The sequence below is a fragment of the Alcaligenes sp. RM2 genome (genome assembly GCF_052931795.1).
Map to the genome: position 1 here is coordinate 306,758 of NZ_JBRFIO010000002.1, position 16,938 is coordinate 323,695.

Below are 16,938 nucleotides of genomic sequence, written 5' to 3' on the forward strand. Positions count from 1 at the left end.
TTCAAGGCCGTTCAAGTCCTGCTGTCAAAGTTGCCGGTGTGCCCGGTAACGTCAGGCTGTCGAGGGAGACATCGATTCGTCGGCGCCTCTCGTAGTAACTAATGCTCTTCAGCCCCAAAGGCCTCAGGGCCTCAAGCAGTTCAGAAATGCCCGCACCAGCATCGCTCGGGGCATGGGTATCAGACCCAACCGTGAAAGGCACCCCATGTGCGATAAGCTGTGCCACCAATTCCCGAGATGGATAAGACCAAAATCCCTGAATCTCCCTGCCCGTTGCAGGGTCCAGGCTCGACTTTCGAAGACCTGAGGCATTGAGCTCGAATGCAATGCCGCTTCTGGCGAGCGGCGCCAGCAAAGGCTCGAAACGGCGCAGGAAGATGTCTTCCGGCACGCCACGCAGCAAGGTATCAGCGTGCCCTACAGCATCAAACAATCCACTGTCTAGCAGACCTTCGAGATTGGCGAAGTAGCGATCTAGAAACGCCTGCCCGGCAAGGCGTGGCAGCTCCCAGACCTTCACCATCGCTTCATCTGGAACTTCCACGTAATGAATCGAGCCGATTACGAAGTCCATCGGGTAACGAGCAAGCAGCTCGCGATTGAAGGCGTCGGTGCCTGGCATGTAGTCGAGCTCTAGGCCACACAGGATGGTGATCTGCCCCTGATAAATCTCCCGCGCCCGCTCGATGTCAGCGAAATAGCGATCAAGTTCGGACGCGAGCAGACGATTGTCCATATCCACAGGGAACGGCGCGTGGTCGGTGATGGTTAGGACGGTCACGCCTGCGGCGATCGAGGCACGAACTAACTCGTCGACAGTGCCGATCGCATGCTTCGAATAAAAGGTGTGGCTGTGTGAGTCGATCATGCAGCGTCCCACTGTTCAAGCAACCCTGCATGACCTGCCAGCTCCTTCACCAGCCAGTAGGGGTTGTTCACCTTGGCGATGATCGAACGAAGCAGGTCTGTGTTATCAAGGCGCGCCAGCAACTCGGTCAAGGGTTGCGTATAAAGTGCTCGGGTTAACGGTGTTTCCCGCACGTGGTCGACCAGCCGTTGCCAGTCGACCTGGTCAAAGTGAATGTTGCCCAGGCGCTGATTCTCGATGCCATACAGGTATATATCGCCGCTAGGCTTTACCGTGACATCCAAACCGTTGGCCTGCGGCGGTTTGTTCAGGCTGCCGAAGGTGAAGGGCTTGTTGACCTTGGACTCGATCGCTTTGATGTAGCCCAGCATATCCAGATAACCGGGGGCGGTTCCTAGAGCTGGGTGAACGAGGTTCTTGTAGTCGATACCGAAGCAATCGCCGCCCGCGGCCAGTACGTCTTCCAGCACGCTCCTCGGCTCGATGGTTGCCTCAAGCCCCCAACAAGCGAGTTCAGACTTTAGGTACTCGCGAGTGAAATCGCGATCGGTATCGATTGAGCGGAACGAGAAACTCAACCCAGAGGGTCGCCGACGCCGCAGGAAGTCCAAGCTGAAACCATGGGCCCGCCATTTGACCTTCTCGATATGATGGCTGTCTGCACTGAGGCGGATGTTGCAGGTGTCGCCATTGGTCAAGACAATCCGGTTTGTCGTGTCGTAGAACTCCTCCATCTTGTCATGTGGATAGAACCCACTGGTGATGAATTCGAAGCACTTACCACCTTCTGACAACCCAAGAATCTCGTGGAACACTTTGGCGTTGTTGAGTGGTTCGCCTTCACCACTGATGGAGATGCGCTTGACCTCCGAAGCATTGATCAACCTAGCAAGGTTTTCCCGCGCTAACGTTGATAGCTCCATGCTAATGCCCGCTTTGTGCTTGTCGGCGTACATACAGAAGGCACAGCCGATGCCGCATATTTGTGTAATGTCGATGTATAGGAGGTGTCCCTGAAGATGCATTCAAAGCCTCAATCCAACCTTGCGCCAATGCACAGGTTTTTTTGTAAACAATTTGAGATGATTGCGATGACGGATGAAATCTATGCGAACCAATACCGCCTGTCCGCGCCAAATCATTCAGCGCAATACTTTTTCTGGCCATCCGTTTATAAACATTGAGCCATCAGTTCTCAGGCGAACTTCAAGCACACGCTCGACTTCACCATCACTTTCAATCCGTGCGTCGTAACGCGTTGTCAGGTAATGAAATTGTTGATTTGTGGAGCCTGCCCAACGGCGATTTTGCTCCGGCAAATTCACCTCATACGGGCCATCTACCAACACATCCGTGTAGCGAATCAGTTGGTCAACCCCAGGCAGCTGCAGCACATCAAGCTCGTTTTTTGTATATCCACTAAATACCATCACTGACAGCCCCAGCGACTGCGCTCCTTGCGCAACAACAGTCAAGCCTTGTGCTTGCAACATGGGCTCGCCACCGAGAAAGGTCACCCCTTCAAGATCATGCGCATGGTGCGCGTCTTCAAGCCAGTCGAGAACCGATGAGGCCGAAACAAACTCACGCTCAACCAGCTGCAAATACGCGGGGTTGCAGCAGCCACGGCAACGCTTATTGCAACCTTGCACCCACAATGCTGCTCTTCGCCCCGGCCCTTCTGCTTCGGTGCAAGGTAGGCGAGATGCCATATTCAGCCAATGCACAAATTTCACTCCAGTTCGAATAACAATTTTCCACCGGCAATATGAACTTCAATTGCCTTTCCCCGGATCTGATCAGGGGCGGCCATTTGTGCAAATAGAAAATCGGCCAATGGATCAATCAGCTTATTGGTCAGTGCGTTAGGGACGCCGCGACCACCCGTTCCGCGATCCACTTCCCTGACCAGCAAGGCCAGTATCTCGGCCTCCTTAACTAGCCTCAAATCCGAAACACCCCATTTATCCTTCAGCCCTTTACGCAATGGCTCCAGCTTGGCTCGAGCGATATCAATCAAAAATCCATCATCACGCATGAAGTTGAAAGGAATGATGTTGGCTTCGCCAATGCGCCCTAGCAATTCAGGGCGCTTTAATTCATGCACGAAATGCTGTCGCACCTTTTGGATGAATGCATTGCGCACATCCTGGCTTTCATGGCTCACTTCGGCTGCGCCGATGTTTGAAGTGAATACGATGACGGTGTCCGAAAAAAGCACCGTTTCACCCTTGCCATCCGTTAAGCGCCCATCTTCAAGAATCTGTAAAAACTTGTCGAGAATGCGTGGGTGCGCCTTCTCGATTTCGTCAAACAGCAACAGGGAAAATGGCCTTTGTTTGACCGCATTGGTTAACTGTCCGCCAGCTTCGTAACCCACATATCCTGGAGGTGCGCCCACCAACCTCTGATCGGCATGTTCGTGATTAAACTCTGACATGTCGAAACGAAGACAGGCTTCTTCGTCGCCAAAGAGGAATTCGGCAATGGACTTTGCCAGTTCGGTTTTACCGACACCAGTTGGGCCAACAAAAAACAACACGCCCTTGGGAGTGCGTTGCCTGTACGAGTGTTGAAGCCCCGACAGCCCCGTGAAGGCACGCACGAGGATGCGCCGTACCGATTCAATTGCTTCCCCTTGACCTTTGACCCGACGCCCCAGGGTTTCGACAATGGTCTGAAGTTTTTTGTGATCCAGTTGTTCCCAAGGACTGTGTCTGCGTCCGTGGCGATAAAGATTGAGTAAAGACAAGGCACTTGAGACTTCAGTCTCCTGTCGTGAAAGTCGTGCGAGATTGTGAATGTCGCGGATACTCTGGCCTTCCAATCCGTCCACGAAGTCAGCCAACTCACGCCCTCCTTGCTGCAAAGGGGGCTGCAACCGAAACACTTCTTTCAAACCCAGTACAGCAGACTCACGAACCTGCCTTGTCGGCAAGGGAATTGCTATTTCCCTAAATAGTGGATTATTCAGGTAGAGCGATGGTGGCAGCACATTCAAGCCCCCGCACAGCAGCACTAGCAGTGATTGAGGCTGGCCAATGCTTTCAGCATTGCGAACCACGGCGGCATCACGAGTCGCTTGCCCCAGACGCAGCAGCCAGCCACGCTCGTTCTCACTCAGCGAGTTGACGCTACCAAACAAGTATTGCGTCCAGTCCAACACAAAAGCGACTGACTTTTCGGCGCGCGGTTGCCGCAGCCATTGTGCAGCAACAGTCAGTAAGTCATCCGCGCTGGCCGTGATGCCGTTGGATGCGGGGCTCGCCACAGGTGTAGGCGGCAAATCACCCATGTCATAGGCATTCCCCTCAGATGTGCTTTCTCTTGCGGCAGGTGGGGTAACTGAGCTTTGCAATTCCCCCCAAGTCCTCGCATCAACGCCGCTGACACCATTGACGCGGTTCCAGAAAACTACATGCTGATACCCACGCTGACGCAGCAGGTTCATCAACGCGGTAGGCAACGCTGTCCATTGCCCTGGTGCTTCGGGATCGGATGTCAAATCACCCGTCTTACCGTGCAAGATAACACCGCGCCGTATGCCGCATTCGCGGCGAAAGTCTTCCTGCCACGGCAACAAAGCTGAACTCATTTGCTTCTCTCCTGTGTCGCATCAGGGTAAGGGCGAGCATCCTGATCCTGGTCGTCGGGATTGACCCAAATCACGCGTTTGTCACTCAGGCTGATGCCGTAAGCATCTTGTAGCGTTGCCATGACGGGGGCGACATCTTTCTCGCACGTTTTGCCTTTGTATTGATGAAACTTGTAGCTGAGATGACCGCTCAAGTTGACGCGGAAATCTGCTTGCGCACCAGCAGGGCGACGGGCGCGAATCAGCACTTGGTCTTCCCCTTCCGATACAAGATGCTCTGGTCCATCCACAACAAAGCCAGCTTGTTGCAGTGACTGATAAACCGCCCGCACGACTTCACGACGCTGGCTTTCGTCTACGGCAGCTTCATCTTGTTCTTGCACCAGTTGGTTCAAGGCTTCAGCCTGCTCTGCAGGAGCCAGTCCTATTGCATGAGCCAATGCCTCGCGCAACTTGGCAGCGCGTTCGCCACCGTCCTTATTCGCTTCCTGCTCCAACTGCTCTCTTTGCAGCGTCAGTACGTCGGTCACGGCCTCGCGCTGCACACGATTTTTCATTTCTTGCAATTGGCGCTCAGCGTCCACTTCATATCGCTGCCGAACTTCGCGTAAGGCGGCTGAAATTTGCGCCGAGGTCATGTTGTTGGCAGCATTGCCAAGTAGCCGCTCCCGTAGTTTCTGCAACTCGGCAAACGCTGCGTTGAGTGCGACAGGTGTGCTCCAGCCACTCAAACCCTCGCGCCATGCTGCTTCAAGTTCTGCCTTCACCTGCAACTGTCGTTCGACCTCAGCTTGCTGCGCGTTGCGGAATGCCTCAGCTGCGGCTAGCTCCGCCTCTTGACGGGAACGGCGTTGCTCACGCGCAAAGCGTGGTAATCCGTGGAATCGACCACCCAGGGAACGGCTCATATCTCTGGCAGCAAACGGGTCAGACTCCAGCAGAGCCTCCATGCGCTGAAGATCAGAACTCAGCTCACGAAACTCCGCTGGAATCACATCGCCCAGCCCTTGGCTGGCGACATCATTCAATACGCTGCGGTAGCGCTCAAGGAACGGACGCGTTGTCTCGCGCACACGCTGTCGATCAAGCTCTTGTTTGCGTTGCCGTTGAATTTGATAGCGATATTCGTCTGCCCGACTCATGGTTTCATTTCCTTTGATTTTTTCTTTTATCTTGCTTCCGTGAATGTATGCTTGGCGCACCAGCAGCAGCAGCGGGCACAAGGTGCGAAGGCGCATATGACTTGGAATCTTGCGTGTTCAGGCCAAGAGACTGCGCCTTGGTGCGTAGGTTGATGTCATTGCTCACAAACAAAACATCATTCAGCCGAAAGAATAACGCCGTTGAAAGAATGGCATGGTCGGGCTGCCTGGCATCCCATTCAGCAGGCAGTAAGGCTGCGTAGTCTGTTTCATGGCGGATACGGGACGCGCTTGCATCCAACTGGCGAATGGCCGCGCGCGCCTTGACCGCGCGAGCCTCATCTTCACTGCTCTTCAAACCATCCAACTCGCTCAGCACACGAAGCGGCACCACCAAAATATCGTTGGAGATCAGACCATGCAAAAGCTCAGGATGCTCCATCAGAGCGCTGGTATCCACTACGACGATACGATGCCCAATCTCGACTGGAGCCAGCTTCTCTTGCGCCAGAAGGCCCCAGCTTTCTACCTCTTCATTCAACGCATCCCAGAGGAGTGACGATACGTTTAGAGTGTGGAGATTCCCCGCAGCTTTGCGCCAAGTGCGAACAGCATCCAAGGCATGAGGGGTCAAGGTGCGCACATCCATTTGGCTATTACCAGCCGCTTTCAACGCCTGTTCGCCAATACTCCGATAAACGTCCTGAACGGCTTTCTGTATATCTTGCATCGGCTGCTGTATGGCGTGCGGGCCATACAGCTTCAACTCTTTGCGCTCCAATGCGTGTTCCAGCCACACTTGCCGCAATGCGATGGAGAGCAGTTCTTCTGGAATTTCAGTGGTGGAAGGCAAGGCAGATCGCAGCTTTGCCAATGACTCCAAGGCGCGAATGGGCGCCGCATGATGCAGTAGCGCGGCTTGCAGAGGCACAGCCTTGTCAGCAGGCAGCATCTGAGCCACCTGAGTCAAAAGAGAAGCGACTTCTTCAGGCTCAAGCTGATTGGGCGTATGCCTCAACGATTCATCAATGGCTCTTGCCAGAGATACTTCCCACGCAGGTTTCCAGTCTTTCCCACCAGGCCGCCACAAACCAATTGCTTGTGTAGCGGGTTCGACCAATGCAATCAGATCGCCCAGTGGCTGTTTAGCACGTGTGGCAAGCCACGGCCACACCGTTTCGCCGAGTGCATCGACATCCCGCCATGCCACGGGCATGAAGGCAATGCGTGGGTCATCAGAGTGCTCGCAAGCCCCTTCTAAATCTCTGCGCAGCTTGGCCCAAAGCTCGGTTGCAGCCTGGTCGTTCAAAGTTACCGCCAGGCCACACAGGCGCGGCTGCCCGGCCCAATAGAGGCGGAGGTTACCGGCTACTTCTACTTGAACGCTCGCCCCATCGATCTGAGGCAGAGACAATCTACGAAATCCCGTCGTAATTCCTGCGGGGGTAGGCACAAGCAGTGTGTACACGGTCGGTTGTTTGCCATTGGCAACCAGTTCTGGTGCATTCACTTCAGACGATAAAACGATAATGGGTGTTGTTGCATCCGCTGCTGCAACCCCTTGCGCAACGATGCAGAACCGCGCCCTGGCTGTGCTCCCTTTAGCGGCAATGGGGCGGGCAGTGCGGGCCTCTCGTAAAACAGAAGAGTGAACGATGGGCAGCAAGGAATCTGGCTCGCTTGTCAGAGCATCAGCAAGCAGAACCTCCCATGCCAGTTCGAGTTGCGCTTGCTCCAGCCAACGCTGCAACGCTGCATCACGCGGAGCGCTCGCAGACAGTGCACCATCCTCGCTGCACGAGACTTCAAGTCGGCGCTCTATCCGTCCCGCTGGCTGAACAATGGGCGCGATGCGGTCTATAACTGTCGCAGGGGTTTTCCAGTCATACGTTTCCTGCGCTATGGCGCGCTCAACCTGCGGCAGCGGATTTTGCGGCCTTAAAGCTTGATCAGCGACACTAACGCGACTGAAATCACTTTGGCTGAGACGCGCTCCATCATTCTGTGTGGACTTAATCTCGTCGCTGATGGGATCATAGCGGTGCCAGACCTTAACCGTGCGCGAGCGCACCGGCAGGCTGTCGCTACGCAAAAATTGCAAGCCATCGGCAGTCAATTCAAGCTCAGTTAAAGGGGCCTCAAGCCTATCTTGAGCGTAACGCTTGGGCAGCGCTCCCAAAGCGGAAAGTTCAGATACGCAGCCTTCCAGCAGTTCACGCACATCACCTGCACCCAATTGATCGCGGAAAACGGCCAGCAAAGACAAGTTCTGTTTGTCGGGCAAATGGAGTCCAGGATCACACAGTCGCAACACCATCCGTTCAAATACTGTGGGCTTGCGCTCGGTGTGATAGGTCACATCGGATTCAATGCGATACAAGGGCAAGGGGACGGAAATTTCTGCTAGCTTCATGCGCGGCCTCCCCGGCTACCGTACTTGTCGTTTTGGGGCGCAGCCGTCCGATGAGTCGGAGCATTGAACCTGCCACGCTGTTGTTGCTGTTGGGGTAGCATCTCAGGCGACATCAATTGCCTTGCCGGAACCAGCCGTGCATCGCGCTCCAGTTGATCCAGAATGTCCTTGTAAACGGCTCGCTTCACGCTACCTGCGCTGTCCATGCGCGGCAAATCCACCTCATAGGATGCATACATGCTTTTTGCGCCGAAGACAATCAGCAAGGCCTGCGCGCGAGAAAAGGCCACATTAATAAATTCGAACCGGGCGACATTGGCCTTGCTGGAACGACGCCGGGGTTGATTGCCCGAACGCAAAGGGTCGTACCCATCGTGGCGCACCATGCTGACCAGCACGATTTCCTTTTCTTTGCCCTGATAACGAATCACGGTATTGACTTCAACATCGAGATATTCAAACCGACCATTGGAACCCTTTGGACGACGGCGGCGAATAGCAGCACGAATTTCTCGACACTGATTCGCATAGAAAGACACCGCGCCGACTTTGCGTTTGTTCGTTCGTGAGTAGCCCTGTGCAGCAGATTGCCGCTCAATTTGCTCCAGCGTTTCCGCAATCAACTCCGCCTCCAAGCGATTGGTGCGCCGAGGCTGGTTACCGTCCATATCTTCACGGTGAATCTGGTTGTGCAGGTTGTAGGTTGTGTCCACCCACAACGCATGGTCATCCGGAGTGAGTAAGGGTGAGCCACCGTTCACATTCTTCAACGTCAGTCCGTGAACACGGCGAAGCTTCGGGTCTGGATCGTCGTCAGGCCGAAGGAGGCCGCATTCCAACTGACCTTCGTAAAAGTGGTTCACCATCGCCATGATTTGCGGGTGCATTCGGAACTGCACACTGAGTCGTGCGCGGATCGCATCGTCCGCCATCTCGAAATGCGACTTGAACAACGAGGCTGTGACCATTCTCTCGAAGCGGCGTAGGTTGTCGCGGGTCAGCAAGGCTTGCGCTTCGGCAACCTTGCCAGCGCTGTTTTCCTCTGCACTGGCCGCTTCGCTTTCTTCTACTTCATCCATGAAGCTACGAGCTTCGTCGCCTTCCTGAAACAGCGGCGGCAACTGGCGGTGGTCGCCCACCAACACAGCGCGGCGCGCACGCATCAAGGGCATCAGCAATTCCAGCGGAGTGGCCTTGCTCACCTCGTCAATGATGGCAACATCAAAACTCGTCTGCCCGGCATCGTCCAACGTGCGTTCGTTTTCATTGCAGCTAATGGCCACCACATTACAGCTCGCCAGAAAATCCGCGCCCAGATGCTGCCAATCTTCTTCTGCGGCGTTGTTGCGGCTCAAATCGCGTTTCCAATCATCCAGCAACGGCCCCCATGTCTGGCGTTGATGTTGCTGGCTGGCCTGACGTTGCTCCAAGACCTTGATGACTTGGGCAACAGTTTCGACGCGCTGCGACAAGGTCGCAGCAGGTTCCAGCGGCAAGCGGTTGCCTTGCGTGATTGAATCATCCTGCAACAGGGCCTGAACCTTCTGCTCATGCTGTCTGCGCTGCTCGACCCAGTCATCGATCTTGCTTTGGGCGTTGCGCTCCTGGTTCCGCGCGGCTCGCACAAGGCCATCGTTCGGGGCTTCAGGTGCGGGTTGCGACAATTGAGCCTGCGTGGATTGCTTCACGATTTCGATGGCCTGATCGATGACCGGCCGCGTCCTCTCCAATGCAGTTAGGCTGGCATCCATTTCGTCTGCCAGTTGAGTAGCGTTCTTAATCGGAGCGCACCATTCGGACGCTTGGCGAAACAGACTGTCATAACGGCTGCGCTCCAAGCCCACACCAACCTGCTCCAACTCTTTGAGCTCCTTGCGCGCGGCTCTCCAATCATCTACGTAAGCATCGTCCTTCTCCATCTGCTCCTCCAAGGCTTTGACCTCGCTTCGGAGCGATTCAATACGTAACCGGGTGCTGGCATCCTGAATCGGGGCGCCCGCTGCTTCGCGAAGACGACGGATGTCCGCAGCAATAGCTTCTCGCGCATTCGTGAAACGCCGCCACGCGGCCAACATATGCGCCAGCATTGCGCCCCGACTGCTTGCATCGGCCAGCCAATCGTCCATCGAAAATTTCACGAGCAATCCTGCAGCCTCGCAGGAAGCAAGGCCTTGCACCAGATTTCTGGCAGGCGCTTCCACATCCCGCAAGTCGCCATGCAACGTTTCGGCTTCGCCATGCAGCAAGGCCTGAATGCTGTGTAGGCGCTGACGTTTGGCCTTGTCCTCCTCCAGCAGCGCGCAGGCAGCGTCATACGCCTGCTGTGTCTGCGTTGTCTGGCTGCGGGCCGATGCAAAGTCCGCTTCAAGCTGCCCGCGTCTGCTGGTCAGCTCCTTCTCGTCGTGCAACACAAAAGCCGCGCGGTCATGCCACTCCAGCAAGAGACGCAAGTCTTCGTCAGCACGCTTCCACACTACAAGACGGTCTTCGGTTTGCCCGGCCAAGGCCTTGTAGTAACGCTGCAAGGCTGCCTGCCCCGCGAAGGCTGCTCCATCTTCTGTCACCTTGCGTTCATTTCGTGCCAACCGCACTACGCGCAAGGAACCGTCATGCCCCAACCTATCCAGCGCATTGTCCACTGCGGTATGCGCCTGAGATGCCAGCAGTACCCGCTGCCCGCGCCGCGCCAATTGGACGATGGCTTCCGCGATCACTGTAGTCTTACCCGTGCCAGGCGGCCCTTGAACCAAGCATAAATCCGGTGCAGACAGAATCTTGACCACGGCTTCTTTCTGGGCCGGGTTGAGCTTGTCATTGGCCCACTGCGTAACCGGCTCCAGACGCTGCGGTACGGAAACCTGTGCAGCTTCGAACAGATAATCAGTCAGATACGGCGCATAGCCGCCTTGCTCCTGCAGCTGCCGCAACGCCTGTTGATGGCGCTTGATCAGGCTCATGTCGCCTGCCGTTGAAATGGACAGAAAACCGGACTCCGGAATTTGACTCAGGATGCGCTGGCGCAGGGCATCCGGCTCCTCGGCATTGGCGAGATCATTCGCGTCGTCTTCGGTCAGTGAGACGGTCAGCTCGGCAAATACGGGCGTAGGCCAAGGACATTCCGGCAAGTTGTCGTCCTTGGGTAATTGCCGATCTTTCGGCACCGATGCAGGCTCCGAGAGTTTGCCAGCTTGCCCTAGCCGAGGAAGGCGGCGCTCCTCCCGTTCAGGCAATTCGAACACCCACGGTTCTTTGGATTGACCAACCTGAAACGCCACCAGATCATCCCGCCCCAAAGCCTTGCGGTCTTTTTGCAAAGCCTGTGCGCTCTGCGCGACCAAGGAAAAAACCAACTGCTCGTCACGCCATTCACGGCTGATGTAGCGCAAGCCGCGCGCCTTGTGGCGGATGAGGCTTTCTTTCCATCGAAGAAATTCAGTCCACTCGGTCAACTGCTTTTCGGTTTGCTGCGTGATTGGTGGCAAGTCGGCCAGCAGTTGCGGCGTGAGCAGATTATTGACGCGCTGAATGCGCTGCTGGCCCGGCGTGAATTGCAGACTGTCATGCACGGCAAATGCAGTGACTTCGCGCTCGAAAGATCGCGCAGGCAGATCGGCGGTCTCGATGAAGCCGTTTATGAGAAAGAGTGGCGAAGAGGATTCGGTGGGCCAACTTCCCGTGGCGATGAAGGCGCATCCTTCCGGAAAAGGCCAATCCCGCCCAGCGGCGTTAACTCGAATCGCCATCTGTGCGTATCGTGGATTCTGCTTGTCCCGCTGCCGATTGGAAACATAGCCCGTGATTGGCATATTGTTTGGAAAGAGCAGCTCATATAAAACTTCCACCCCTTCACGGCCATTGCACCAGTTTTTGAATGTCTGATGGCTGCGCTGAATATCGGCGATAGCTCGATTAATTCCTCTGTTACCTAGGTCAAGCGCAATATACAAATTCATCAAAAAACATAGCCTTGTTAGTCGTCATACGGATTGTTGGGGTCATGCGGGTCGAGGCGATACCCGTCCGGCGAGTACAAGCCGAATCCTGCTTCACCATGGCGCAGTTCGTCGCGTGGTTGCGAAAAATCATCACTGCTTCTGCGAAAACCGCGAGAGACAAGCAGCAAGCCCACCAGCAACAGCGTCATCCAGAAAGCTACATAAAACAGCAATCCCAACACAACCAGCTTAATCGCCCACACGAACACGGAGGCACCCGCTTGCGGCACTCCCTTCGATACCAACCAGTTCGACGCCCGCCGTTCGCCACGCACATAGGCGCGCCATCCACGGCCAAGGGTGCGTCCGAGGCGTTCTGCGGTGCTGGTGCGGGTCGTGGTGTTCATGGTCGTCTCCGGCTGCTTCAGGACGCTTCGTCATCCGGTTCCATCGGGCCGGGGTCGGGTTCCACACCGATGCGATAGCGGGCAACGAAACGTGGCCAATCCACATGGTCAACCAGGTCGATGTCCTCGATGACGCTGACTTTCGCGCCCGCACGCTCGAACAGGGCGATGCTCTTGGCGGGATAGTTGTTGCGCGACGGATAGAGCACGCCGTCGAACAGCGGCTGGCCGTCATCTCCGAGCATCGCATGCACCTGTGCGGACACCTGCTGCGTATGCCTGTAGTCGCGGCTGGCCAACTGCTCCAGATTCAGGCCAAAGTAGCCCGCCATGACGCCCGGTGCTGTGAGATCCGCCAGAAGCACGTCAGCCACCACGCCTACGGCGCGCACCATCCGGCTCTGGACTTCTTTCAGCGCGATCGAGCGTTTCTTGTCCGCAAGCCACTGATGTTTGTGGAACACCGACTCCATCAGCGCCGTGGGCAAGTCGCGCCCCAAGTAAAGCACGCCGTAGGCCCGCGTCGGGTCATCGTAGCGATTGGTGCGGCTGCGGCCATAGTACAGCGGGCTGCCCCGATAGACGACGCGGCTCACATGCTGGAGCAGTTCACCGGCATCGATCAGGAAGGATGGCAACTCGCGGTTCATGACGGTTTCACTTCAATGCACCTGGACGCCCAGCACGTTGAACACCGCCTCGGCCACGTCGTCGATCGTGCCATGCGTCACCGCATCCAGCGGCGAGCGACCGCCCAAGCCTTCGAGCGGTTCGGACAGTGCGCGGTAGATCGTCCAGTGGTCGATGCCCTCGACCTCCTGAAGTACGGTTTGGGTCAACTGCTGCTTCACCGGGTCGAGTTGCCAGTCGGGCAGCTTCTGACCGCGCGGCCCCACGTTCAGCGCCAGCAGCCGACGGGCAACGATGTCCTTGTAGATCTGCTGGCGGGACTTGTCCGCCAGTTTGGCGAACTCGGGGATCGGCAGATTGTGTGGCTGGTTGAAGGTTTCCAGCAGCACGGCGCGGCCACGCTGGACGTCGGTTTTACTCGGTGCCCAGCGCGTTTCGGCACGCAGCGCGGCCGCCTTGCGTGCAAGGGCCTGCTCCACCGTCTCACCCTCCAGGTTGGCGGGCAGTTTTACCGCTGCCACACGCTCGTGGACGAACGCCTGCAACTCGGCCGCAAACGCCTTGGCGTCCCGGATTTCGACGGTATCCGCGAAGCGACGCACATCCTTCACCGTGACGCGCGGCAGACGGTCGGCAATGAATTCAATGGCAGTGGGCATGGTCATCTCCCAAGTAGGTTTGAGACAGGATTCACTCTAGTCGCCCTTGTCGCATTTGTCAACTTAGACGCCCGGAGTGAAAGCAACCTACCTGGCGGAAGCAGCGTTCCCGCAGCATAGGCCGAGGCCAGCGCCGGGTCGCCGTTCAATCCATTCGAGCGGGTTCCACATTGACGCTGGAGCCGCAATCCGCGCCCCGCTATACCGAAACGGTTGAAGGCCAAAGGGCCGAAATGGCAAGGGAATGGGGTGCAAGGGGAAAGGCCCTACCCGAAAAGGCGAAAAGGCCTCCCGCTTGGCCCGCCACCAGGACACCCACATGCTCTCTCTGTTCCAGCGGAAACGGCCTCCGGTCGCTGCCGCTCCATCGCCAGCACCCACCACCGACCTCCCGAAAGGGCTGATCTGGCCGGAATCGGCCGCATCGCTGCTGGCGACACCGCGCCGGCAGAAGCTGCTGGAACACATCTGGCAGCGCACCTCGCTCTCGCGCAAGCAGTTCGCCGCGCTGTACCGCGCGCCGCTGGAACGTTATGCCGAGCTGGTTCAGGCTTTCCCTGCCTCCGAAGCGCATCACCACGCTTACCCAGGCGGCATGCTCGACCACGGGCTGGAAATCGTCGCCTACAGCCTGAGGCTGCGGCAGTCTCATCTGCTGCCCATCGGCGCCAACCCAGAGGATCAGGCCGCGCAAGCCGAGGCCTGGACTGCTGCCGTCGCCTACGCCGCACTGCTGCACGACATCGGCAAGATCGCCGTCGATCTGCACGTCGAACAGGCCGACGGCAGCACTTGGCACCCGTGGCACGGCCCGCTGCACCAGCCATACCGCTTCCGCTATCGTGACGATCGCGAGTACCGGCTCCACAGCGCCGCGACAGGCTTGCTCTACCGGCAACTGCTTGACCTCGAAGTCCTGGACTGGCTCAGCTGCTATCCGTCGCTGTGGGCGTCACTGCTCTAAGTTCTGGCCGGGCAGTACGAGCACGCCGGGGTGCTGGGCGAATTGGTGGTGCAGGCCGACCGTGCTTCCGTGGCCCAGGAACTGGGCGGCGACCCCACACGCGCCATGGCCGCGCCCAAGCACGCGCTGCAACGCAAGCTGCTCGACGGACTGCGTTACCTGCTCAAGGAGGAGTTGAAGCTGAACCAGCCCGAAGCCTCCGATGGCTGGCTCACCGAGGATGGTTTGTGGCTGGTCAGCAAGACGGTCTCGGACAAGCTTCGGGCGCATCTGCTATCCCAGGGCATTGACGGTATTCCTGCGAACAACACCGCCGTGTTCAACGTGCTGCAGGATCACGGCATGTTGCAGCCCACAGCAGACGGCAAGGCGATCTGGCGCGCTACCGTGACCAGTTCCACCGGCTGGATCCACTCGTTTACGTTGCTACGGCTGGCACCCGCGCTGATCTGGGAATCTGGTGAGCGACCGGTGCTCTTTGCCGGGACGGTGACGATCGACACGCCCCCCGCAGGTGAAGATGCCGAGGTAGCGGCCATCCTTTCTGCGGACGGCGCGACGTCCGCTTTGGAGAACCAAAACGCTCCGCCAGCGGAAGGTAGTGGCATCGCATCGGCCCCTCCATCCAAGGCCCCGGCCAGCCCCGACGTCATGGAGGACATACTGGCGATGGCGGGAACGGGAAATTCGCCAACCACCGATCAAGATGTGGAAACCGCCCCGGACGAAACACCCATCGTTCTTTCCGATACGCCCCTACCGACCTTGGCCGCCGCTGCGCCTTCGCGGCCGGCCTTCACGTCCTCGACGGCACAGCCATCCGGCGAGCACTTCATGGCGTGGCTGAAACAGGGCATCGCCACGCGGCGACTCATCATCAACGATGCGAAAGCGCTAGTGCATACCGTGAGCGACACCGCCTACCTGGTCAGCCCGGGCGTATTTCAGCGCTATGCGCAGGAACATCCGCAGGTAGGCAAACTGGCCAGGCAGGAGAGCCTGCAGGATTGGCAGTGGGTGCAGAAGCGCTTCGAGCGGCTGCAATTGCATCGCAAGCAATCCAGCGGGTTGAACATCTGGACATGCGAAGTCACTGGCCCCAGAAAATCACGGAAGCTACATGGCTACCTGCTTCTCGAACCCAGCTCGATATTCAGTGATGCGCCTGCAAATAACCCATTCTTGAAGCTGGCATAATTTACGCGAACTTCCTGTGCAATTGCTCGTGGCTGCCGCCATCTGCACACCGGCCCCTGCGCGAGATTCGCTCGGCTGAGGCTCATCGCTAAGCAGGTCATGGATTGTTCCAGCAACCTGGGCTTCGCGAATCGAAGAACGTCACATCTGTGGCAGGCAAGGATCGGCCAGCAGCCTTCAGAACTTGGTGGCAGAACGCTTGCTGATCTCCATCTGGCTGACCAGTGAAAACCGAGACGGCCATTCGCTTTGGCTTATTCGCCGCGATGGCATCAAGCACATGTTGGTCTCGTTCGTCAAAGCTCCAGCCATAGACGACCAGACCCTCCCCGAGCGCCGGCAGCACCTCCTCATACACATTCGTCAGATAGTGACTCCGGCGGATCGCAGCGACCTTCTGCTGACTGGTTCCCTCGCTAACGAACACCGGCACATAGTGCCCGGACGCCCACCTGCGGGTGATCGTGTCAAGCAAGTCACCTGCAGATCCTGCCCCAACTGCGAGCTTTGTCTCATCACCAAGGTAGTTACGCGCAACCGCAAGACTGCCGTGAGGATAGAAAACCAATGTTGCTCCTCCAGCAGGCCCATAGGGCCGCCGCAGATATTCCCAGTCTGTCTGGAACTCGCCGCCGTGGAACGCATCCTTGAACCAGCTGCCATTTGCCGCATTGAACAGCAGCATGGCCCAGTACAGGGTGAGATCGTAGTTCAGGCTAACGACGGTCGGAAAAACGCTGGCAAACGCACCCATCCGTTGTAGGTCGGCGGCGACATCGGCATGTATCGGATGCACACTGTGCACAGCTTCGACCAATGCCGTGCGCACTTCCGCATAAGCCGCAGAGATGTCGGCAGACGGTGATCCCAGGGCGGCGTTGACGTGCTCCGCATACCAGCATGCGAGCAACACATGCTCAAAGTCAGTCGTCCCGAGCTTGGCGAATATTGGCGCAGTGGTTGCGAGCAACCCTTTTGCGTCGGCAACGCTGTGAAGTGTTGGATATGCAAACTCCTTGTGGATGGCGATGCTGGCGCCGTTGCCCAGAAGGAGGGAGCTCCAACTTTCCGCGCTGATGCTTGCCCAAGTGTCGATTTCGATTCTGTCCATGTTCTTTCATGTACCCG

At 57.2% G+C, this 16,938-nt stretch carries 11 protein-coding genes and 1 pseudogene; 1 reads left to right on the forward strand and 11 read right to left on the reverse strand.

Annotation, left to right across the window (positions count from 1 at the left end):
- Nucleotide 1: 1 nt before the first annotated feature.
- The 10 genes from ACU6HM_RS08250 to ACU6HM_RS08295 all read right to left on the reverse strand — a co-directional run bounded on the left by ACU6HM_RS08250 (nucleotide 2) and on the right by ACU6HM_RS08295 (nucleotide 13,649).
- The gene (locus ACU6HM_RS08250) at nucleotides 2-868 is read right to left on the reverse strand and encodes a histidinol-phosphatase (protein WP_058195286.1); all 867 of its coding nucleotides are present in this window, start codon (nucleotides 866-868) and stop codon (nucleotides 2-4) included.
- A complete protein-coding gene (locus tag ACU6HM_RS08255; RefSeq protein ID WP_415302120.1) occupies nucleotides 865-1,824 on the reverse strand; it encodes a hypothetical protein in 960 nt (319 codons plus the stop codon). Before ACU6HM_RS08255 ends, ACU6HM_RS08250 begins: the two co-directional genes overlap by 4 nt.
- A gap of 186 nt (nucleotides 1,825-2,010) precedes the next feature.
- Nucleotides 2,011-2,580 carry a 4Fe-4S single cluster domain-containing protein gene (locus tag ACU6HM_RS08260; protein WP_200973296.1) on the reverse strand — a complete coding sequence of 190 codons (570 nt, stop codon included), beginning with the start codon at nucleotides 2,578-2,580 and terminating at the stop codon, nucleotides 2,011-2,013.
- A 20-nt stretch (nucleotides 2,581-2,600) separates the two neighbouring features.
- The gene (locus ACU6HM_RS08265; protein ID WP_446763650.1) at nucleotides 2,601-4,463 is read right to left on the reverse strand and encodes an AAA family ATPase; all 1,863 of its coding nucleotides are present in this window, start codon (nucleotides 4,461-4,463) and stop codon (nucleotides 2,601-2,603) included.
- Nucleotides 4,460-5,701 carry a hypothetical protein gene (locus tag ACU6HM_RS08270; protein WP_239003420.1) on the reverse strand — a complete coding sequence of 414 codons (1,242 nt, stop codon included), beginning with the start codon at nucleotides 5,699-5,701 and terminating at the stop codon, nucleotides 4,460-4,462. The genes ACU6HM_RS08265 and ACU6HM_RS08270 overlap by 4 nt, the downstream gene beginning before the upstream one ends.
- Nucleotides 5,610-8,018, reverse strand: a complete 2,409-nt coding sequence (locus ACU6HM_RS08275; protein WP_446763651.1) for a PIN domain-containing protein — start codon at nucleotides 8,016-8,018, stop codon at nucleotides 5,610-5,612. Before ACU6HM_RS08275 ends, ACU6HM_RS08270 begins: the two co-directional genes overlap by 92 nt.
- Complete coding sequence (locus tag ACU6HM_RS08280) at nucleotides 8,015-11,971, reverse strand: AAA domain-containing protein (RefSeq protein WP_446763652.1); 3,957 nt, start codon at nucleotides 11,969-11,971, stop codon at nucleotides 8,015-8,017. Before ACU6HM_RS08280 ends, ACU6HM_RS08275 begins: the two co-directional genes overlap by 4 nt.
- A gap of 17 nt (nucleotides 11,972-11,988) precedes the next feature.
- On the reverse strand, nucleotides 11,989-12,360 hold the full coding sequence (locus tag ACU6HM_RS08285; RefSeq protein WP_121738022.1) for a DUF3742 family protein: 372 nt from the start codon (nucleotides 12,358-12,360) through the stop codon (nucleotides 11,989-11,991).
- 17 nt (nucleotides 12,361-12,377) lie between these two features.
- Complete coding sequence (locus tag ACU6HM_RS08290) at nucleotides 12,378-13,010, reverse strand: RES family NAD+ phosphorylase (RefSeq protein ID WP_058195259.1); 633 nt, start codon at nucleotides 13,008-13,010, stop codon at nucleotides 12,378-12,380.
- A 12-nt stretch (nucleotides 13,011-13,022) separates the two neighbouring features.
- The gene (locus ACU6HM_RS08295) at nucleotides 13,023-13,649 is read right to left on the reverse strand and encodes an integrase (protein WP_446763653.1); all 627 of its coding nucleotides are present in this window, start codon (nucleotides 13,647-13,649) and stop codon (nucleotides 13,023-13,025) included.
- A 319-nt stretch (nucleotides 13,650-13,968) separates the two neighbouring features.
- On the opposite strand from ACU6HM_RS08295, the pseudogene mobH reads away from it, so the two are divergent.
- Nucleotides 13,969-15,810 (forward strand): annotated as a pseudogene (mobH, locus tag ACU6HM_RS08300) (MobH family relaxase).
- A gap of 97 nt (nucleotides 15,811-15,907) precedes the next feature.
- On the opposite strand, the gene ACU6HM_RS08305 reads toward mobH, so the two are convergent.
- Nucleotides 15,908-16,921, reverse strand: a complete 1,014-nt coding sequence (locus ACU6HM_RS08305) for a DUF4917 family protein (protein WP_022580065.1) — start codon at nucleotides 16,919-16,921, stop codon at nucleotides 15,908-15,910.
- Between the last annotated feature and the right edge of the window lie 17 nt (nucleotides 16,922-16,938).